We start from the raw sequence: 20,890 nt of genomic DNA, 5'->3' as shown, positions 1-20,890 counted from the left end.
CAACAGCCCGAGCGATGCGTTCACCGCCCCGCCGCCGTGGCATCCGCGCCGCCGCCCAGCACCGTGTACAGCGCGACCCGGTTGCTGTCGTCCTGCAGGCGCAGGGCGATCAGATCCTGCTGCGCGGCGTACAGCGAGCGTTGCGCGTCCAGCACCTGCAGGTAGTCGTCCACGCCGGCGCGGTAACGCGCTTCGGCCAGCGTGTGGCTGCGCCGCACCGCGTCCACCAGCGCCTGTTGCGCGCTCAGCTGCGCGTCGAGGTGATCGCGTTGCGCCAACGCATAGGCGACATCGCCGAAGGCGCTCTGGATGGCTTTTTCGTATTGCGCCACGGCGATGTTCTTGCCGATCTTGGAGACGTCCAGAGAGGCCTTCAGCGCGCCGGCTTGGAAGATCGGCAACGCGATGCTGGGCACGAACGACCAGGTCCGCGAACCCGCCGCGAACAGCGTGGACAGGGCATCGCTGCTGCGCCCGGTGGAGGCGGTCAGCGAGACGGTCGGAAAGAATGCCGCGCGCGCGGCGCCGATGTCGGCATTGGCCGCCTTCAGCGCATGCTCGGCGGCGAGCACGTCGGGACGTTGCAGCAGCACCGTGGCATTCAGTCCCGCCGGCAGCGGCGCCAGGGCCACGCTGCCGTCGAACGCATCGGTGCCGGCGAGCAGCGCTGGGTCCACCGGCGCGCCGACCACCAGTTGCAGCGCGTCGCGGGCCTGGGCGAGCTGGGTGGCATCGCGCGCCACATCGACGCGGGCCGCTTCCACGCTGCTCTGGATCTGCGCCAGGTCCAGCCCGGAGCCGATGCCGTTGTCGTGCTGGGCGCGGCTGCGCTTGAGCGTCTGCTCCTGGCTATCCAGGGTCTGCTGCGCCAGCGCCAGCAGTTGCTGGTCGGCGCCGACCGCGAGCCAGTCGTCGGCGATCTGGCCAATCAGGCTCAGGCGCACGCTGCGTTGCGTTTCGGCGCTGGCCAGCCAGGTTTCCATGGCTTCGTCCTTCAGGCTGCGCACGCGACCGAACAGGTCCAGTTCCCAGCTGCTGATGCCGACCTGCAGCGCGTCGCTGCTGTCGATCTGCGCGTGCCCGGTGTCGCTGGCGCTGGCGCTGGTCCGCTGACGGCTGCTGCTGGCATTGGCATCCAGCGACGGCGCCAGCGCGGCGCGCTGGATCCGGTACTGCGCGCGCGCCTTGTCGATGTTGAGCATGGCCACGCGCAGGTCGCGGTTGTTGTCCAGGCCCAGCGCGATGACCTGGCGCAGCCGCGGATCGAGGAACACGTCGCGCCAGTCCGGCATCGCCAGCGCGGCGCCGGCCGCGGGCGGGGCAGTGCCCGCGGTGTCGAACTGCAGCGGCACCGGCGCGGCCGGGCGCGCGTAGTGCGGGGCCATGCTGCACGCGGCCAGCGCCGCGCAGCAGGCCACGGCCAGCAAGCGTAACGACCGGGCGTTCATGGCGTAGCCTCCAGCGGTGGATGCTTGCTGCCGGGAACCACGCTGCGCACGATGACGTAGAACAAGGGCACGAAGAACAGGCCCAGGGTGATCGAGGCCAGGGTGCCGCCGGTGACGCCGGTGCCGAGCGAGTGGCGCGCCGCCGAGCCGGCGCCGTGACTGAACACTAGCGGCAGCACGCCAAGCAGGAACGCTAACGAGGTCATCAGGATCGGCCGCAGACGCATCTGCACCGCGTGCAAGGTGGCGGCCAGCAGGGGTTCGCCGCGGCGCTCCAGCTCGCGCGCGAACTCCACGATCAGGATGCCGTTCTTGGCCGCCAGGCCGACCGTGGTCAGCAGGCCGACCTGGAAATACACGTCGTTCTGCAGGCCGCGCACGGTCATCAGCAGCGCCGCGCCGAACACGCCCACCGGCACCGCCAGCATCACCGCGAACGGGATCGTCCAGCTTTCGTACAGCGCCACCAGGCACAGGAACACGAACAGCAGCGAGATCGCGTACAGCGCCGGCGCCTGGTTGGCCGACAGCTTCTCCTGGTAGGCCATGTCCGACCACGCATAGCCGAAGCCATGCGGCAGCTGCTTGCTCAGTTCGGCCATGGCGTCCATCGCCGCGCCGGAGCTGACCCCGGCCACCGCCTGGCCGGTGAGTTCCATCGCCGACACGCCGTTGTAGCGCTCCAGCGCGGCCGGCGCGCTGGTCCAGTGCGAGGTGGTGAAGGCGGACATCGGCACCATGTCGCCGCTGGCGTTGCGCACCGTCCAGCGCTGCAGATCCTGCGGCGCCATGCGCGCCTCGGCGTCGCCCTGCACGAACACCTTCTTGATCCGGCCCTTGTAGATGAAGTTGTTGACGAAGTCGCCGCCGAGCGCGCTGTTGAGCGTGGCGTTGATGTCGCCCGGGTCCACGCCCTGCGCCTGGGCCTTGTCGTCGTCGATCTTGACCGCGTAGACCGGCGCGTCCTCCAGGCTGGCGTAGCGCACGTCGCGCAGCTTGGGATCGTGCCTGGCCAGGCGCAGCAGCTTGTCGCGCGCGTTCACCAGGGCGGCATGGCCGGCGCCTTCGTAGTCCATCAGTTCGAAGGTGAAGCCGGAGGCGTCGCCGAGGCCACTGATGGCCGGCGGCGAGGTCACGAACAGCTCCGCATCGGGCACGTCGGCCAGGGCCTGGTTGAGATGCGCGGCGATGGTGTCGGCATCGTCTTCGCGGTCGTCCCAGTCCTTGAGGCGGACGAAGGCCATGCCGACGTTCTGGCCGGCGCCGGTGACGCTGAAGCCGGCCGAGGACAGCACCGAGCGCACGCCCGGCTCGTGCAGCGCGGCCTTGGTCAAGCGGTCGGTCACCGCCAAGGTCTGCTCCAGGGTGGAGTCAGCCGGCAGCTTGACCAGCACGTTGAGCATGCCCTCGTCCTCGTCGGGCAGGAACGCGCCGGGCAGGCGCCACAGCAGCACGCCGGTGACGACCAGCAGCAGCGCGTAGGCGAGCAGGCTCAGCGCGCGCCGGCCCAGCACGCGCTCGACCAGCGCGCGGTAGCGCTCGGACAGCTGGCCGAAGCGCGTGTTGAACCAGACGAAGAACCGGCCGAGGCGGCCGTGCGAGCCGATCGGCGCCTCGCCCTGGTGCAGCGGCTTGAGGATGGTCACGCACAGCGCCGGGGTCAGAGTCATCGCCACCAGCACCGACAGGATCATCGAGGCGGCGATGGTGATCGAGAACTGCCGGTAGATGACCCCGGTGACGCCGTTGAAGAAGGCCATCGGCACGAACACCGCGGTCAGCACCAGCACGATGCCGACCAGCGCGCCGCCGATCTGCTGCATCGAGCGCAGCGTCGCCTCCTTCGGCGGCAGCCCTTCCTGGCTCATGACCCGCTCCACGTTCTCCACCACCACGATGGCGTCGTCCACCAGCAGGCCGATCGCCAGCACCATCGCGAACATGCTCAAGGTGTTGATCGAGTAACCGAATGCGGCCAGCACGCCGAAGGTGCCCATCAGCACCACCGGCACCGCGATGGTCGGGACCAACGTGGCGCGCCAGTTCTGCAGGAACAGATACATCACCGCCACCACCAGCAACACCGCTTCGATCAGGGTGATGACCACTTCCTTGATCGAGGTGGTCACGAACGGCGTGGTGCTGAAGGCGATGTGGTAGCTGTAGCCGTGCGGCCAGTACTGTTTGAGCTCCTGCAGGCGCGCGTCGATCGCCTTGGACGTTTCCACCGCATTGGCGTCGGCGTTCAACTCGATGCCGAGCGAGGCCGACGGCTTGCCGTTGAAGCGGGTGATGCTGTCGTAGGTTTCCGGGCCCAGGCCGATCCTGGCCACGTCGGACAGATGCACCGCCGCGCCGCCGGGACCGCTCTTGAGCACGATCGCGCCGAACTGCGCAGGCGTGTGCAGGCGGCTGCGCGTGGTCACGGTGGCATCCAGGCGTTGCCCGCGCGGCGCCGGCTGGCCGCCGATCTCGCCGGCCGACACGTCGGTGTTCTGCGCCTGCAGCGCGTTCTCCACGTCCGAGGGCATCAGCGCGTACTTGCGCAGCTTCTCCGGATCCAGCCAGATGCGCATGGCGTATTCCGAGCCCATCGGCTGGATGTTGCCCACGCCGCTGACCCGGCTGATCTGGTCGTCGATGTTCGATTCCATGTAGTTGGCGACATCGAAGTTGTCCATGCTGCCGTCGTCGGAAGTGAACGCCACCACCTCGAACAGCGAGCCGCTGGACTTGGTGATGACCAGGCCGTTCTGCTGCACCGCCTGCGGCAGCACCGACATCACCGACTGCAGCTGGTTCTGCACCTGCACCTGCGCGGTGTCGGCATTGGTGCCGGTCTCGAACACCAGATTCACCTGCGCGGTGCCGTCCGAGGCGCTGGTCGAGGTCATGTACAGCAGGTGGTCCAGGCTCTGCTGCGACTGCTCGATCAGCTGGGTGACGGTGTTCTCCACGGTCTGCGCCGAGGCGCCGGTATAGGCGGCGCGCACGGTGATGGTCGGCGGCGCCATCTGCGGATAGCGCTCGATCGGCAGCGCGTGGATGGCCAGCATGCCGACCAGGACGACGACGATGGCCATGACCCAGGCCACCACCGGGTGGTTGACGAAGAAACGCGACATGGCAGCTCCTCAGTCGGCCTGGGCGTCGCCCGGCACCGCGGGCGCGGCCTCGAGCTGCGCGGCGCTGACCGTATACGGCACGACGGGTTTGCCGATCTCGGCGCGGCTGCCGTTGACCACGATCAGCCGTTCGCCCGGCTTGAGCCCGGCTTCCACCACCCAATCGTGGCCGACCGTGTCGCCGGTGCGGATCCGCCGCTCCTCGACCCGGTTGTGCGCGCCGAGCAGCTTCACCAGCGGCTCGCCTTTGGCATCGCGGGTCACCGCCTGTTGCGGCACCAGGATCGCGCTCGGATCGCTGGCCAGCGGCAGCAGCGCGCGCAGGTACATGCCGGGCAGCAGCAGATGCTGCGGATTGGGCACGACCACACGCAGGGTGACCCCGCCGGTGCCGGGATCGACCGAGCTGCCGACGAACTCCAGCGTGCCCGGATGCGGATAGAAGCGGCCGTCCTCCAGGCGTACCCGCACCGCGATCTTGCCGTCGGCGGCCTTGATCTGGCCGGCATCGAGCCGCTCACGCAAGGCCAGCATCTGCGTGCTGGACTGGCTCACGTCCAGGTAGATCGGGTCCAGCCGCTGGATCCTGGCCAGCGCCGCATCCTGCTGCGCGGTCACCAGCGCGCCGGCGGTATAGGCCGAGCTGCCGATGGTGCCGGAGATCGGCGCCGTCACCCGGGTGTAGCCGAGATTGATGCGCGCCGCCTGCAACGACGCCTGCGCCGCCACCACGTTGGCTTCGGCTTCCTGCAAGGCGGCCTGCGCGTCGTCGGCATCCTGCTTGCTGGCCGCGTCCTGCTCGACCAGGGTGCGGTAGCGCGCGGCCTTGGGACGCGCCGCGAGCACGGCAGCCTGGGCCTGCGCGAGCTGCCCGCGCGCGGTGTCGTAGGCGGCCTGGTACGGCGCAGGATCGATCTGGTACAGCACCTGCCCGGCCTGGACGTCCTGGCCCTCGGCGAACAGCCGTTGCCGCAGCAGGCCGTTGACCTGCGGTCGCACGTCGGAGACTTCGTAGGCCACGGTGCGCCCGGGCAGCGACTGCTCCACCGGCAGGCTGTGCGGGGTCAGCGCGAGCGTGCCGACCTTGATCGGCGGCGGCGGTTGCGCAGTGGACGAACACCCCGTCGCCATCGCCAGAAACAAAATGGATCCACAGAAAATCAAACAACGAGGCGCGGCGAAGGCGTCGAACATGAGCGTCGAAATCGAGGGGGTGGGAGATCGAAGCGCGCAACGCTACACGAAATGTATTCCCGCTTTATACCCGCACGAAAACGGCAGTCAGCTGCCACTTCAATTTTTCTGCGCGCGCAGAAAGCCTGGAGAAAGATTGATCTTTTCGGCGATACGTTGGTATCGCATCGCATACGAAAATTGCGCTGTGCGCTGCGCTCGCGAACGGCTGCCGAGCGCGTGCCGGCGTCGTCTCATGTTGCGGTCACTGGGGTCCGCTGTCAGCCACGATCATGCTGCGCCGGGACTGAGACCCTTCTCACAGGGCACCCGATAAGTTGGCCGCAAGCCCCTGTAGGAGCGGCTTCAGCCGCGACAAATAAAGTGGCGCACTTGCGGCAACCGGAGCGCGTCGGGGCTGAAGCCCCTCACGCAGCGCACCCAACGCGTTGCCGCAAGCCTTGTGGAAGCGACTTCAGCTACGACGAACGCAGCGGCGGAGTCGCAGCACTTGGTCGGCCGCTGCGCCGCGCAGCGCGCAATGGCGAGCGGCACACTTCGGCAAGAACACGTTTTCTGCAGCGCGCCCTGTCACGGCGCACCGCCGCGTGCGCTCAGTCCTCGTCCGCCGCGGCCTCGCGGCCCTGCTGGCGGATGATCGCTTCCTGCCGCGCGTCTTCGATCGAGTCGCGTACCGCGCGCACGTCGGCGCGACGGGTGTCGAATACGAAGCGGCCGCTGAGCGTGCTGTCCGGGCGCAGTTCGCCCTTCTCGTACAGCGCCCACATTTCTTCGCCGTAATGGGTTTCGTTGAGCTCGGGGGCGAAGCGGCCGAGGCAATCGCGCAGGTTGTGCACGTCGCGCAGCAGCATGTCGCGCGCGGCATTGTTGCCGGCGGCGCTGACCACCTGCGGGAAGTCGATCACCACCGGGCCCTCGGCGGCGACCAGCACGTTGTATTCGGACAGGTCGCCGTGCACCAGGCCCAGGCACAGCATCTTCACCACGTCGCCGATCAATTGCATGTGGAACGCGCGCGCCTGCTCCGGCTCCAGTTCCACCTCGCCCAGCCGCGGCGCGCTCTGCCCGTCGGCATCGGTGACCAGGTCCATCAGCAGCACGCCGTGGAAGTAGCCGCGCGGCTGCGGCACGTGCACGCCGGCGTCCACCAGCTGGTACAGGGTGTTGGCCTCGGTGTCCTTCCACGCGGCTTCCTGCTCGCGGCGGCCGAACTTGGTCGCCTTGCCCATCGCCCGCGCCTGGCGGCTGCCGCGCACCTTGCGGCCCTCCTGGTACTGCACCCGCGCCTGGAAGCTGCGCTGCGCCATGTCCTTGTAGACCTTGGCGCACAGCACCTCGGCACCGGCCTGGACCACGTACACGGCGGCCTCCTTGCCACTCTTGAGCGGGCGCAGCACGCTGTCGATGACGCCGTCCTCGATCAGCGGCTGCAGGCCCTGGGGGGTTTTCATCGGACGCGGGGGACCTTGAAGGGGAAAACCGGATTATGACCCAACCTTGCGTGCATGCCGGGCGACAACTGCGGCATGGGCGGCCGCCAGCGGAGTAAAGTGGCAGCCGCGATCGCCGCCACGGCGGCCGCAGCCGGCAATCCACAGTGCAATCGTCCAGAGGGTGTCATGAGCAAGGGCATGGATCAGAAGAAGAGCGACAAGAAGCAGCCGACCAAGACGCTGAAGGAAAAGCGCGCGGCCAAGAAAGAAAAGAAGAAGTAGCAAGCCCCTCCGGCGAGCTCGCGCGACGGGCTCGCCGGACTGCGACCGCAGAGGCGGCGCGCGGCATCCTGGCCCGGCCCGACGGCACAGCATCAGCCTGGCATCCGCTGCGCTCCCGGCACGTGGGCAACCGTGCCGCGCCTACGCCCACGACGATTCGCCCCTCCTTCACCAGCCCGCCCGCGCGCAGATGCCGCGGTTCGCGCATGCCTGGCTAAGCGCAACCTCCCTCGTGCTGTCCATGTCCGGCGATGCCGTCGTTCGCCGGTCGCTGCGCCGTGCCTGGCGCATCCCGGTCGGTAGCCTCTGCGACTACAGATGTCTCGGCCCAGGGCCGCAGGCTGCGCCTGGGTGCACCTGCTGCGGACGCTGGCCAGCTGCACGCTGCTGGCCATGGGCCTGACCTGGCGGTCGCAATTGCCCAGGGCCGCACGGACCTTCACGATCGATCGCGCCAGCGACCGCGCCGTTGCCGGCATCTCCCCGCCCCCCAGCCATGTGCCAGAAGCGCTTTGCGGCCAGGCGCTATCATCGACAGGCGCGCCGCAACCCGGCGCATGTCCCCGCCCCTTCCGCCGGAGAATGCCGTGAACCCGATCCGCCCGTTCCTGGACAAGACGCCGCAGCTCGGCGCACGCGTCTACGTGGACCCGGCCTGCACCCTCATCGGCGACGTGGTGCTGGACGAGGACGTGTCGGTCTGGCCGGGCACGGTGATCCGCGGCGACGTCAACCACGTGCGCATCGGCGCGCGCAGCAACATCCAGGACGGCAGCATCATCCACGTCAGCCACCACAGCCCGTTCAACAAGGCCGGCTATTCGACCCTGATCGGCGCCGACGTGACCGTGGGCCACGGCTGCATCATCCACGCTTGCACCATCGAGGACCTGTGCCTGATCGGCATGGGCGCGTGCATCCTCGACGGCGCCACGGTGAAGAAATACGGCTTCGTCGGCGCCGGCGCGGTGGTCGGGCCAGGCAAGACCGTCGGCGAGCGCGAACTGTGGCTGGGCAATCCGGCGCGGCTGGCGCGCACGCTCAGCGACAAGGAGGTCGAAAGCCTGCACTACTCCGCGCAGCACTACGTGCGGCTGAAGGATCGCTACCTGGACATGGCGTCGCCGGCGCCGCAGTAAGCCGCAGCGACTGGCGCGGCGTGGCGCTTTGCGCGACACTGCGCGCCTCTGGCGTGGGGACGCCACCGAATGGATTCGCGATGACCAAGACACTTCCGTTGCGCGGCCTGCTGGCCGCTTTCCTGCTTGCGCTGGGCGCCACTGCCGGATCGGCCGTGGCCGAAGAAGAGCATGCTCAGGAAGAGCACGCCCAAGAAGAGCATGGCCAGGACGGCATGAGCGCCGAGCAGTTCGTCGCCTCGCTGCATTTCCAGGATGGGCACATCGAAGTGCCGCAGGCCAAGGTGCATTTCGAGCTGAACCACGACTTCCGCTATCTCGGCAAGGACGATGCGCGGCAGGTGCTGGAAACGTACTGGGGCAATCCGCCGGACGACACCGTGCTGGGCCTGATCGTGCCGCGCCAGCCCGCGCTGAACGAGCAGGGCAGCTGGGCGGTGGTGGTCACCTACGCCGACGACGGCTACGTGTCCGACGAGGACGCCAGCAAGATCGACTACCAGGACATGCTCGCGGACATGCAGAAGGAAACCCGCGAGGAGAACACGCAGCGCAAGGAAGCCGGCTACGAGAGCGTGGACCTGGTCGGCTGGGCGGTGCCGCCGCGCTACGACGCCGCGAGCAAGAAGCTGTACTGGGCGCGCGAACTGGCGTTCCAGGGCAACGACGGCCATACCCTCAACTACGACATCCGCGTGCTCGGCCGCCACGGCTACCTGAGCCTCAACGCGATCGCCGGCATGGACGAGCTGCCGCAGGTGCGCGCCGGCATGCAGCAGCTGCTGCCGATGGCCGAATTCGACAGCGGCGCGCGCTACGCCGACCACAACCCGTCCACCGACAAGATCGCCAGCTACGGCCTGGCCACGCTGATCGGCGGCGGCCTGGCGGCCAAGGCCGGCCTGTTCGCCAAGCTCGGCCTGATCCTGGCCAAGGCCTGGAAGCTGGTGGCGCTGGGGCTGATGGCGCTGGCCGGCGGGATCGGCAAGCTGTTCTCCGGGCGCAAGCGCGACGGCGGCACGGTGCGTTGAGCGGCCTGCGCGGCACGCTTGCCGCGCCGTCGTCGTCATCGCGTGAGGACCTTCCGGCGCCGGCAACGGCGTGCGGCTGGGCAATTGGCGCCGCGCCGGCTAAAGTCGCGGTTCGGAGCAGGACGCAGTCGAGATCACGCATGCCGCCACAGGCAGCCGGCCGGACGGAAGGACGGCCTCCCTACATCGCAGGCACGCATGCGCGCCACGCCGCACTCCGGCGGTGAGCGGCATGCTCGATACCTACCGTGAAGTGATCACGCCCGAAGGCGTGCCGTTGCATCTGCCGGCCGCCGGCGCGGTGCCGCGCGCGCTGGCCTGGCTGATCGACCTGGCGGTGCGCTTCGGCGTGCTGACCCTGATGGGCCTGCTGCTCGGCGCGCTCGGCGGCTTCGGCCAGGGCCTGTACCTGGTGGCGATGTTCCTGGTGTTCTGGGCCTATCCGATCGTGCTCGAAGGCTGGTTCGGGCAGACCCTGGGCAAGAAGGCGCTGGGCCTGCGCGTGGTCTCGCGCGACGGAGCGCCGGCCGGCTGGACGGCGGCGATCACCCGCAACCTGTTGCGCACCGTGGACATGCTGCCGTTCGGCTATGCCGTCGGCCTGATCGCCTGCCTGTTCGACGTGCATGCGCGGCGCCTGGGCGACATGGTCGCCGGCACCCTGGTGATCCACCAGCCGCCGCGCCACGAGACCGGACTGCCGCCGATCGCCAGCGCGGCGCCGCCGCCGCTGGCGTTGCTGCCGGCCGAGCAGGCGGCGTTGATCGCCTTCGCCGAGCGCGCGCCGCGGCTGGCACCGGCGCGGCAGCTGGAACTGGCCACGCTGGCGCTGCCGTTGACGCAGACGCCGGGCCAGGCCGGCGTGCTGCGCCTGTATGCGATGGCCAACTGGCTGTTGGGGCGGCGATGAGGCAGGAGCAGTTCATCGCCCGCCATCAGCGCGAGTGGGAGGCCTTCGAGACCTGGCTGCACACGCGCGGACGCAAGCGCCCCGCCAGCGCGGACGCGAGCGCGCCCGACAGCGCCGCGGACGCATGGCGCCTGGCCGACGAAGACATGCCGGCCCGCTACCGGCGGCTCTGCCAGCAGCTGGCGCTGGCGCGCAATCGCGGCTACAGCCCGCTGGTCACCGCGCGCCTGCAGCAGTTGATGCAGCAGGGCCACACCGAGCTGTACCGGCCGCCGCGGCCGCGCTGGCGGCGCGCGGCCGAGTTCCTGTTCGCCGATTTCCCGCAGCTGGTGCGCAGCCAGGCCGGCTGCATGGCCGCGGCCACCGCGCTGTTCGTGGTGCCGCTGGTCACCATCTTCGTGCTGCTGCAGTACCGGCCGGAACTGATCCACGGGCTGATGGATCCGATGCAGGTCGCGCAGATGGAACGGATGTACGACCCGGCCAGCGCCGCGCACAAGCTCGGCCGCGACAGCGGCGACGACTGGCAGATGTTCGGCCACTACATCATGAACAACATCAGCATCGGCCTGCGCACCTTCGCCAGCGGCCTGCTGGCCGGACTCGGCACGGTGCTGGTGCTGCTGTTCAACGGCGTCACCATCGGTGCGGTGGCCGGGCACCTGCACCAGATCGGTTACGGCGTGACGTTCTGGCGCTTCGTCGCCGGGCATGCGCCGTTCGAACTGACCGCGATCGTGATCGCCGGCGGCGCCGGCCTGCAACTGGGGCTGAAGCTGCTGGCGCCGGGGCGGCGCCGGCGCATCGACGCACTGGTCGAAGGCGGCACGATCGGCGCCAAGCTGTGCCTGGGCGTGGCATTCATGCTGCTGGTCGCCGCCTTCATCGAGGCGTTCTGGTCCTCGATCGGCTCGCTGCCGGCGGCGGTGAAGTACGGCGTGTCCGGCCTGCTGTGGACGCTGGTGCTGGTGTGGCTGTGGCGCGGCGGACGCGGCATGGCGGAGGCCGGCGATGCGGATTGAACGCCTGGACGTGGTGCTGCGCGCGCGCTCGGCCTGGGAGGCGATGGAGCTGGGCAGCGCGCTGGTGCGCCGCCATGCCGGCGCGATCTGGAAACCGTGGCTGCTGGTCACCCTGCCGCTGTTCGCGTTGCTCAATCTCGGCGCCTGGGCGATCGACCAACTCTGGCTGGCCAGCCTGGCGCTGTGGTGGCTGAAACCGGTGCTGGACCGGATCCCGCTGTTCGTGATCTCGCGCGGCGTGTTCGGCGACGTGCCCAGCGTGCGCGACACGCTGCGCGCGCAGCTGCGCTGGGGCTGGCGCCCGATGTTCGGCTACCTGACCTGGCGCCGGCTGAGCCCGGCGCGCACGGTGTTCCTGCCGCTGGAGTTGCTGGAAGGGGCCAGCGCCGAACAGCAGCGGCAGCGCCGCCGCACCCTGGGTGGCGCGGTGTACGGGCATGCGCTGCTGCTGGCCAGCGTGTGCTGGCATTTCGAGGCGATGCTGCTGCTGGCCTGCATCGCCGCGATCGCGATGTTCGTACCGGTGGACCTGCTGCCGGAAACCGCGCGCGCGGCGTGGGCGCTGATCGGCGATGAGAACCCGGTGTGGGCCGACGTCGGCCTGAACGCCTTCGGCTGGTTGGCGACGACGCTGATCGAACCGTTCTTCGTCGGCGCCGGCTTCGGCCTGTACCTCAACCGCCGCACCGAGATCGAAGCCTGGGACGTGGAAATGGCGCTGCGCCGGCTGCGCGATCGGCTGGGTGGGGCCGCGCCGCTGCTGCTGGCGCTGGTCCTGCTCGGCGTCCCGGGCGCTGCGCTGCGCGCGCAAAGCGCTGCGCCGGGCAGCGAAGTCCCGGTCGCGACCGACCCGCATGCGCTGTCCCCCGCTCCGGCGACGGAAGCGCCGCACGACGCCGCCAACGCCGCGGACGACGGCACCGCGATGGGCGATCCGCACAAGGCTCAGGACGATGGAGATGACGAAGACGAAGACGCTGCCGAGCCGGCCGCGCTCGACGACATCTTCAATACCGTCCCCGCCGCCGACGCGCGCTTCGACCGCGCCGCCGACCGGGCCTATGAAGATCCGCTGCTGTCGGGCAAGCGCAGCATCGGCTACTGGAAGAAGCGCGACCGCAACGACGACGACGAGAAGAAGCCCGATCCGGACAAGCTCGATCCGCGCTTCGGCAAGGGCTTGCTGGCGAGCGTGGCGGCCGCGTTCGCGTTCGTCGGCGAATGGGGCATGTGGTTGCTGGCCGGCATGCTGGTGCTGGTCCTGCTGCTGACCGCCAAGCACTGGCTACCGTGGATGCGCGGCAGCGTGCGCAAGCGTGCCCCGGTCGAAACGCCGGTGGTGCATGCGCCGGTGCTGAGCGCCGAGCCGCTGCCGGACGACGTCGCCACCATCGCGCGCCGGCTATGGCGCGAGGGCAGGCAGCGCGACGCGCTGGCGCTGCTATATCGCGCCAGCGTGGCGACCGTGTGCGAACGGGCAAACCTGGTGCTGCCGCCGGGCGCCACCGAAGCGCAATGCCTGCGCGCTTCCAGGCGCCTGCCGGACGACGCCGACCGCAGCCTGTTCGCGCGCATGGTGCGCACCTGGCAATACGCCGCCTACGCCGCGCGCCTGCCCGACGACGACACCTTTGCCGGTTTGCTCGACGAACTGCAGCAGCAATACCGGTGGCGCGCATGAACAGCGGCACCCGCAATGCGCTGATCTTCGTGCTCGGGCTGCTGGTGACCAGCGTGCTGGCGGCCTGGTTCCTGGGCCGCTACGAACGCGCCGAACGCGAACTGGCGCTGCCGCCGCGCGGCGAGGCCGCGTACAACCCGCTGTATGCGTTGCGCCAGACCCTGCGCGCCGACGGCGTGCACGCCGAATCGCGGCAACGCCTGGACCTGGCGGCGATGCGGCTGCAGCCGCACGACAGCGTGCTGCTGTTCGGCGACCCGCGCGCGCTGAGCAAGCCCGACAGCGATGCACTGCTGGCCTGGGTCGAGCGCGGCGGCCACCTGATCCTGCGCACACCGGCGGCCAACGAGGACGACGACACGGCCAAGCTGCCGATCTTCGATGCGCTCGATGTCGAGCTTGAGGACGGCAAGCCGGACCACTGCCTGAAACTGGCCATTCCCGGACAGCCCGAGCACAGCGAGTTCTGCAATGGCCGGCGTTTCCAGATCGACGAGGATGCGGCGAGCAACTTTTGGGGCAGCGACGCGGACTACGCCTACGCGCGCCTGCCGTACGGCGATGGCACCGTGGACCTGCTGGCGGAAATGGATTTCCTGCAGAACGGCAGCAACGGCGGCAACCGCTTGCGCGACGACGCGCTGGATGCGCCGCCCGCCCCGCCGAGCGGCGGCCTGCGCGACGTGCCGCACCGCCTGCTGGCGCGGCAGATCCTGGCGCCCAACTACGGCGACGGCACCATCTACCTGATCTACTCCGCCGAACTGCCGTCGCTGTGGCGCACGCTGTTCACCCGCGGCTGGCCGGCCTGGCTGCCGGCGCTGCTGATGCTGCTGGCCTGGCTGTGGTCGCGCACGCAGCGCTTCGGTCCGCTGCGCGCCTCGCCGGCCGGCGACCGCCGCTCGCTGCTGGAACACGTGCGCGCCAGCGGCGAGCACCTGTTTCGCTACGGCAAGTCCGCGCTGCTGTACGCGGCGATGCGCCAGGCGTTCCTGACCCGGCTGCGGCGCCGCGCGCCGCTCGCCGCCGCGCTGCAGGGTCCCGCGCAGGCCGCGGCCATCGCCGAACGCCTGAACCTGTCGCCGGCGCAGGTCGAACAGGCGCTGCAGGCGCCAGCGCCCAAACAACACGCCGCCTTCCGCGATCGCATTCGCCTCCTCGTCCAGATGAGAAACCAGTTATGACCACCGCCCCCGCCGAATCCGTCGCCCCCCTCACCGGCCCCGCCCTGATCGAACGCGTCGAGGCCATCCGCGAGGCGGTCGGCCAGGCCTTCATCGGCCAGCCGGAGGTGCTCGAGCAGATCCTGATCGCGCTGCTGGCCGGCGGCCACGTGCTGATCGAAGGCGTGCCCGGGCTGGGCAAGACCCTGCTGGTGCGCGCGCTGGCGCAGGCGCTGGAACTGAACTACGCGCGCGTGCAGTTCACCCCCGACCTGATGCCCAGCGACGTCAGCGGCCACGCCGTGTACGACCCCAAGACCGAGAGCTTCAAGATCCGCCGCGGCCCGGTGTTCACCCACCTGCTGCTGGCCGACGAGATCAACCGCGCCCCGGCCAAGACCCAGTCGGCGCTGCTGGAAGTGATGCAGGAAGGCCAGGTCACCATCGAGGGCAAAGCGTTTCCGCTGGCGCCGCCGTTCCTGGCCCTGGCCACGCAGAACCCGGTCGAGCAGGAAGGCACCTATCCGCTGCCCGAAGCGCAGCTGGACCGCTTCCTGCTGAAGATCCTGATCGACTATCCGCAGCTCGAAGACGAAAAGCGCATGGTGGAAGCGGTCACCACCGGGCGCAGCGCCGGCGACTTCGACCTGTCGCAGGTGCCGCGCGTGCTCAGCGCCGACGACGTGGTGGCGATGCAGTTGGGCACCGCCGCGATCGTGGTGGACCCGCAGGTGATCGACTACGCGGTGCGCATCGTCGCCGCCACCCGCAGCTGGCCGGGCATCGCGCTCGGCGCCGGCCCGCGCGGCAGCATCGCGCTGATCCGCGCCGCGCGCGCGCAGGCTGTGCTGTCCGGCCGCGACTTCGTCACCCCCGACGACATCCGCGACATCGCCAAGCCGGCGCTGCGCCACCGCATCGCGCTGGCCCCGGAACTGCAGATCGAAGGCCAGAGCGCCGACGACGCGCTGGGCGCGCTGCTGGCGAAGGTGGAGGCGCCGCGGAAATGAGCCGGGAGTCGGGATTGGGGATTGGGGATTCGGCAGAGCCCGCACCGGCGGCGATGCCGGCATTCCCTGATCGAGTCCGAACTGCTGCCAGTGCGGCCTTGGGTGCACGCGCCGCGCTGTTGCGATTCCCCATTCCCGAATCCCCAATCCCGGCCACTCATCCATGAGACCTGCTCCGCCACTGCTCGCCCTGCTCGGCCTATGGGCGCTGTGCGGCCTGGCCACGGCGCTGGAGTTCCTGTCGCTGTGGCCGTGGCAAGCGCTGGGTGCGGCGATCGGCGTGGTCGCCGCGGTCGATGCGTGGCGGCTGTGGCGCAGCCCCACCCCGCAGTTGCGCCGCGAACTGCCCGAGGCCTTGCCGCTGGGCGTGGAGCGCGAGGCCGGGCTGCGCATCGACAGCGCGCAGCGGCAGACGTTGGACGTGTTCGATCTGGTGCCTAGCGGCTGGTGGATGCAGGGCCTGCCGCGGCGCGTGACCCTGCGCGCGGCCAGCGAAACCCACCTCACCTACCGGCTGCGCCCGACCGCGCGCGGCCGTTTCGAGTTTCCCGGCACCCATCTGCGCCTGCATTCGGCCTGGCGCCTGTGGCGGCAGCGGCGCGTGGCCGGCGCGGCGCAGACCGTGCGCGTGTATCCGAACTTCGCGCCGCTGACCCGCTTCGCCCTGTTCAGTGCCGAACAGGCCTCGCGGCTGGTCGGCGCGCACCTGAAGCGGCGCCGCGGCGAAGGCACCGACTTCCACCAGATGCGCGAATACCGCGTCGGCGACAGCCTGCGCCAGATCGACTGGAAGGCCACCTCGCGCGCGCGCAAGCTGATCTCGCGCGAGTACCAGGACGAGAAGAACCAGCAGCTGCTGATGCTGATCGACACCGGGCGGCGGATGATGGCCAGCGAGAGCGGCCTGTCGCATTTCGACAACGTGCTCAATGCCGCGCTGGTGGTGTCGTACCTGGCGCTGCGCCAGGGCGATGCGGTCGGCCTGATGGCCAGCGGCGGCGACGCGCGCTGGGTCGCGCCGCAGCGCGGCATGGGCACGGTCGATGCGCTGCTGCGCGCCAGCTACGACCTGCAGCCGCAGGCGGTGGCCACCGATTACCTGGCGGCGGCGACCGAACTGTCGCTGCGCCAGCGCCGCCGTTCGCTGGTGATGCTGATCAGCAACGTGCGCGACGAAGACATCGAAGACCTGCTCGCCGCGGTGCGGCTGCTGCAACGCCGGCACCTGGTGTGCGTGGCCAGCCTGCGCGAGCACGCGCTGGACCAGGCGCTGAGCCAGGACGTGCACGACCTGCAGCAGGCGGTGCAGGCCGGCGCGGTGGCGCGCTATCTGCAGCAACGCGGCGACGCACACGACGCACTGCGCAGCCACGGCGTGATGGTGCTCGACGTCACCGGCGAGGAACTGCCGGGCGCGCTGGTGGAACGCTATCTCGCGGTCAAACGCGACGGGTTGTTGTAGCGGCAGCGCGCAGCTCGCGGAACAGCGTTGCCGGCGAAACGGCGCGCGCATCGCTGCAGCGTCCGCGCACGCAAGTGACTCCCAGATGCCAGGACGGCGTTCATTCGCAGCGTTGCAGCAACCTGTCCAGTTCGGATGCCGAAACGCCGGACGGCGCCTTCTCCTTTATCAAGTTGTAGCAGGCCACGGCCGATAAGCTGGCGGCCAAGCGCTGCGCCGCGACTCCCGGCCACCGGCGAGAAGCAGCCGGGCTGCGCTGGTGAACGTTACCTCGCATTTAGCGCGAGCGATCCCTGTCGTCGCGCGGCCGCGGTGCGGACGATCTCGTAGACAAGTCGCGACGGTGTCGCTGCGCTGCTGCGTGCGCGTCTGGGCGCGTCATCGCGCGGTAATCCCGCGCTTCGCTATACGCCGCCTGGCGCTAGCCGCGGATGATGTTGCTGCACTGCGAATTCATATTTCAGTGCTCGGCACGTTTTTGCCGTCTATGGCAAAAACCTTACACGCGCCGTCATAAAAGCGTTCGCGGATGGTCATTTAGCGCTCCTATGGTCCTCGCCGCATTGCAGCGGTCTTCATAGCGGCATCGCGCCGCGCGCCGAAGTTCAGGGGATATTTTCAGATGGAGTTGCGAATCTTCGCAGCGCTCGGCATGGCCGTGTGCGGCGTGCCGTGCGCCTTCGCCGCAGACGCGCCGACCGCGCGTTTCGACGTGATGGCCTACCAGGTGGTCGGCAACAGCGAATTGAGCGCAACGGAGATCGAGCGCGCGGTGTATCCGTTTCTCGGCCCACAGCGCAGCGAGGCCGATGTGGAAGCGGCGCGCGCCGCGTTGCAGACGCTGTACGCGGGCAAGGGCCTGGCCACGGTGGCGGTGAGCATTCCCGAGCAGGATGCGGGCAATGGTCTCGTCACCTTGCAGGTCAGCGAGCAGCGCATCGGCCGCTTGCGGGTCAATGGCGCGGATTATTTTTCTCCCGACGCCATCGCCGACGGCGCGCCGTCGCTGCAGGAAGGCACCGTACCCGACTTCAACGCCGTGCAGCGCGACATCGTCGCGCTGAACCAGTGGCCGGACCGCCGCGTCACCCCCGACGTCAAGCCGGGCGCGCAGCCGAACACGGTGGACGTGGACTTGAACGTGGAGGACACGCTGCCGCTGCACGGCAGCCTGGAGCTCAACAACCGCAACAGCGCCAATACCTCGGAACTGCGGCTGAGCGGGTCGGTGCGCTACGACAATCTGTGGCAACGCGGCCACAGCCTGACCTTCTCGGCGCAGACCGCGCCGCAACAGCCGTCCGATGCGCGGGTGTTTTCCGCTTCGTACCTGGCGCGTTTCGGCGCATCGCCGTGGTCGCTGCTCGGCTACACGGTGCGCAGCGACAGCGAGGTCGCCGCGATCGGCGGCTTCAACGTGATCGGCAACGGCAGCTTGTCCGGCCTGCGCCTGATCCGCGCGCTGCCGGCCGAGGCGGGCTTCTTCCACAGCCTGAGCGTCGGCGCCGACTACAAGGACTTCAAGGAAGACACACTGTTCGGCGGCGACCGCAGCTCCGCGCCGATCCGTTACCTGCCGCTCAGCGCCGCCTACAACGCCACATGGAGCCAGCTGCGCGGCACCGACACGCTGGAGCTGACCGCGACGATGAACGTGCGCGGCGTCGGCGACGACAGCGCGCGCTTCGACATCAAGCGCTACAAGGCGCGCTCCAACTTCTTCCACCTGCGCACGGACGCCTCGCGCACGCGCAGCTTCGGCAGCGACTACCAGTGGTATGCGCGGCTGCAGACCCAGCTGGCGTCCGAGCCGCTGATCAGCAACGAGCAATTCAGCATCGGCGGCATGGACAGCGTGCGCGGCTATGCCGAAAGCCAGGCGCTGGGCGATTACGGCGCCGCCGGCCAGTTCGAACTGCGCAGTCCCTCGTTCGCCTCCGCGGCCGGGCGCATGGTGCAGGACGCGCGTGTGCATGCGTTCGTGGACGCCGGCTATGCGCGCATCCACGACCCGCTGCCCGAGCAGTCGGTCAGCGAAACCCTGGTGTCGACCGGACTGGGCGCGGCCTTCAAGGCGTTCGCGCATCTCAACGGTGCGCTGGAAGTGGCGGCGCCGCTGTCCAGCCCCGGCGGGCACAAGCAGAAAGACATCAACGTGCTGTTCCGGCTGTGGAGCGAGTTCTGACGCCGGCGTCGTTCAAACATCAATTGGGGTAGATCGTGATCAGACTGCGTATGTTCGTGCTGCTGGGGTTGTTGCTGCTCGCGTTGCCGGCGATGGCCGCGACATGGTGGGACGGCAAGTGGAACTATCGGGCTAAGCTCACCCTGGACACCACGTCCACCGGTGCGGCGCTGAGCCAGCCGTCCGGGCGCACCCAGGTGCTGGTTCGCCTGCATGCGGGCAACTTCAATTTCGCCGATGCCAAGGCCGATGGCAGCGACGTGCGTTTCGTCGCCGGCGACGACCGCACGCCGCTGAAGTACCACTTCGAGAAATACGACGGCCTGGTCGACCAGGTGGCGCTGGCATGGGTCGATCTGCCCGACCTGCCGGCCAACGCGAGCACGCCGTTGTACGTCTACTTCGGCAATCCCGAGGCCAGCGGCGGCAGCGACGCCAAGGGCAGCTACGACGCCGACACCGTGGCGGTCTATCACTTCGCCAGCGCGCAAGCCGCCGGCGCCGACAGCACCGCCTACGCCAACAACGCCGCCACCGCGCCGGCCCTGGCCGACACCGCGCTGATCGGCGCCGGACTGCGCCTGGACGGGCGCGCGCCGGTGACGGTGCCGGCCTCGGCCTCGTTGAACTGGCCGGCGGCGCAGCCGGCGACCATGTCGCTGTGGGCCAAGCCGGCCAGCGCAAATGCCTCGGGCGTGCTGCTGGCGCTGCCCGGCGTACTCACCCTCCGTCTGGACGAAGGCCGCGTGCTGGCCGAGTTCGGCGCGACCGCGCAGATCGCCGCCACCACCGCGCTGCCGGCCGATGCCTGGGCGCATGTGGCGCTGCGCAGCGACGGCAAGACCGCGACCCTGTTCGTCAACGGCCAGCCCGCCGGCGAGACCGCGGTGGCCTTGCCGGCCAGCAGTGGCGGCCTGTTGCTCGGCGGCGAACCCGGCGCGGCACGGCCGAACTTCATCGGCTTGCTCGACGAGATCGAAGTGTCCAAGAACGCGCGCGCGATCGGCGCGATCGAAGCGGCGGCGCGCAGCCAGGGCGTGGACGCGCGGCTGCTGCGTTTCGATCCGGTCGAACAGCATTCCGGCGATGGCGGCCACAACTACTTCGGCATCCTGATCGCCGCGCTGACCCCGGATGCGTGGGCGGTGATCGGGATCCTGGGGGTGATGGCGCTGATCAGCTGGTGGGTGATGGTGCGCAAGGGCCTGTACCTCAACGCCACCGCCGGCGCCAACGCGCGCTTCCTCACCGCCTACCGCCAGCAGGTGACTGCGCATCCGCTGCACGCGCCGCACTGGCAGCAACTCGGCACGGCCGCCGGCGTGCGCTCCAACCTGGCGCGGCTGCTGCAGGTCGGCCAGCAGGAGCTGCGCGAACGCCTGCAGGCCAGCGGGACCAACGTGGTGCGTCCGCAGTCGATTGCCGCGATCCGCTCGGCGCTGGACGCGGCCGCGGTGCGCGAAGGCCAGCGCATCCACAAGAGCATGGTGTTGCTGACCATCGCCATTTCCGGCGGCCCGTTCCTGGGCCTGCTCGGCACCGTGGTCGGGGTCATGATCACCTTCGCCGCGGTGGCCGCGGCCGGCGACGTCAACATCAACGCGATCGCCCCCGGCATCGCCGCCGCGCTGCTGGCCACGGTGGCCGGCCTGGCCGTCGCGATCCCCGCGCTGTTCGGCTACAACTACCTGCTCAGCCAGGCCGAAGCGGTCTCGGCGGACATGCAGGTGTTCGTCGACGAACTGGAAAAACGCATCGCCGAAGACTATGCCGGCGACGCGCCGGTCCGCGCGGGCGGAGGCTGA

At 69.6% G+C, this 20,890-nt stretch carries 15 protein-coding genes; 11 read left to right on the top strand and 4 right to left on the bottom strand.

Annotated elements, in window-relative coordinates; genetic code table 11:
- Positions 1 to 20: 20 nt before the first annotated feature.
- The 4 genes from HEP75_RS02215 to HEP75_RS02200 all read right to left on the bottom strand — a co-directional run bounded on the left by HEP75_RS02215 (position 21) and on the right by HEP75_RS02200 (position 7,218).
- A complete protein-coding gene (locus tag HEP75_RS02215) occupies positions 21 to 1,448 on the bottom strand; it encodes an efflux transporter outer membrane subunit (RefSeq protein ID WP_185825280.1) in 1,428 nt (475 codons plus the stop codon).
- Positions 1,445 to 4,573, bottom strand: coding sequence for an efflux RND transporter permease subunit (locus HEP75_RS02210; RefSeq protein WP_185825279.1), 3,129 nt, complete (start codon positions 4,571 to 4,573; stop codon positions 1,445 to 1,447). The genes HEP75_RS02215 and HEP75_RS02210 overlap by 4 nt, the downstream gene beginning before the upstream one ends.
- Positions 4,574 to 4,582: 9 nt before the next feature.
- Positions 4,583 to 5,704 (bottom strand): efflux RND transporter periplasmic adaptor subunit, encoded by a 1,122-nt coding sequence (locus HEP75_RS02205; protein WP_255424064.1) that lies wholly within the window; start codon positions 5,702 to 5,704, stop codon positions 4,583 to 4,585.
- Positions 5,705 to 6,360: 656 nt separating this feature from the next.
- Positions 6,361 to 7,218, bottom strand: coding sequence for a PA4780 family RIO1-like protein kinase (locus HEP75_RS02200; protein WP_185825277.1), 858 nt, complete (start codon positions 7,216 to 7,218; stop codon positions 6,361 to 6,363).
- A gap of 54 nt (positions 7,219 to 7,272) precedes the next feature.
- Between HEP75_RS02200 and HEP75_RS02195 the strand changes: the two genes are divergently transcribed.
- The 11 genes from HEP75_RS02195 to HEP75_RS02145 all read left to right on the top strand — a co-directional run bounded on the left by HEP75_RS02195 (position 7,273) and on the right by HEP75_RS02145 (position 20,890).
- Entirely contained in the window at positions 7,273 to 7,482 is a 210-nt protein-coding gene (locus HEP75_RS02195; RefSeq protein WP_185823559.1) for a hypothetical protein, read from the top strand.
- A 587-nt stretch (positions 7,483 to 8,069) separates the two neighbouring features.
- The gene (locus tag HEP75_RS02190; protein ID WP_185825276.1) at positions 8,070 to 8,621 is read left to right on the top strand and encodes a gamma carbonic anhydrase family protein; all 552 of its coding nucleotides are present in this window, start codon (positions 8,070 to 8,072) and stop codon (positions 8,619 to 8,621) included.
- 80 nt (positions 8,622 to 8,701) lie between these two features.
- The gene (locus HEP75_RS02185; RefSeq protein WP_185825275.1) at positions 8,702 to 9,652 is read left to right on the top strand and encodes a DUF2167 domain-containing protein; all 951 of its coding nucleotides are present in this window, start codon (positions 8,702 to 8,704) and stop codon (positions 9,650 to 9,652) included.
- 232 nt (positions 9,653 to 9,884) lie between these two features.
- Positions 9,885 to 10,562 (top strand): RDD family protein, encoded by a 678-nt coding sequence (locus HEP75_RS02180; protein ID WP_185825274.1) that lies wholly within the window; start codon positions 9,885 to 9,887, stop codon positions 10,560 to 10,562.
- Positions 10,559 to 11,584 carry a stage II sporulation protein M gene (locus tag HEP75_RS02175; protein WP_185825273.1) on the top strand — a complete coding sequence of 342 codons (1,026 nt, stop codon included), beginning with the start codon at positions 10,559 to 10,561 and terminating at the stop codon, positions 11,582 to 11,584. Before HEP75_RS02180 ends, HEP75_RS02175 begins: the two co-directional genes overlap by 4 nt.
- Entirely contained in the window at positions 11,574 to 13,265 is a 1,692-nt protein-coding gene (locus HEP75_RS02170) for a DUF4129 domain-containing protein (protein ID WP_185825272.1), read from the top strand. The genes HEP75_RS02175 and HEP75_RS02170 overlap by 11 nt, the downstream gene beginning before the upstream one ends.
- Positions 13,262 to 14,449 (top strand): DUF4350 domain-containing protein, encoded by a 1,188-nt coding sequence (locus HEP75_RS02165; RefSeq protein WP_185825271.1) that lies wholly within the window; start codon positions 13,262 to 13,264, stop codon positions 14,447 to 14,449. Before HEP75_RS02170 ends, HEP75_RS02165 begins: the two co-directional genes overlap by 4 nt.
- A complete protein-coding gene (locus HEP75_RS02160) occupies positions 14,446 to 15,438 on the top strand; it encodes a MoxR family ATPase (protein ID WP_185825270.1) in 993 nt (330 codons plus the stop codon). The genes HEP75_RS02165 and HEP75_RS02160 overlap by 4 nt, the downstream gene beginning before the upstream one ends.
- A gap of 163 nt (positions 15,439 to 15,601) precedes the next feature.
- Positions 15,602 to 16,900 carry a DUF58 domain-containing protein gene (locus HEP75_RS02155; RefSeq protein WP_185825269.1) on the top strand — a complete coding sequence of 433 codons (1,299 nt, stop codon included), beginning with the start codon at positions 15,602 to 15,604 and terminating at the stop codon, positions 16,898 to 16,900.
- Positions 16,901 to 17,522: 622 nt separating this feature from the next.
- Positions 17,523 to 19,085, top strand: coding sequence for a ShlB/FhaC/HecB family hemolysin secretion/activation protein (locus tag HEP75_RS02150; protein ID WP_255423969.1), 1,563 nt, complete (start codon positions 17,523 to 17,525; stop codon positions 19,083 to 19,085).
- 35 nt (positions 19,086 to 19,120) lie between these two features.
- On the top strand, positions 19,121 to 20,890 hold the full coding sequence (locus tag HEP75_RS02145; protein ID WP_185825268.1) for a DUF2341 domain-containing protein: 1,770 nt from the start codon (positions 19,121 to 19,123) through the stop codon (positions 20,888 to 20,890).

The organism is Xanthomonas sp. SI (assembly GCF_014236855.1).
Classification (GTDB): domain Bacteria; phylum Pseudomonadota; class Gammaproteobacteria; order Xanthomonadales; family Xanthomonadaceae; genus Xanthomonas_A.
The sequence above is the reverse complement of the archived record's forward strand: the minus strand, read 5'-3'. Positions and strand labels throughout refer to the sequence as shown.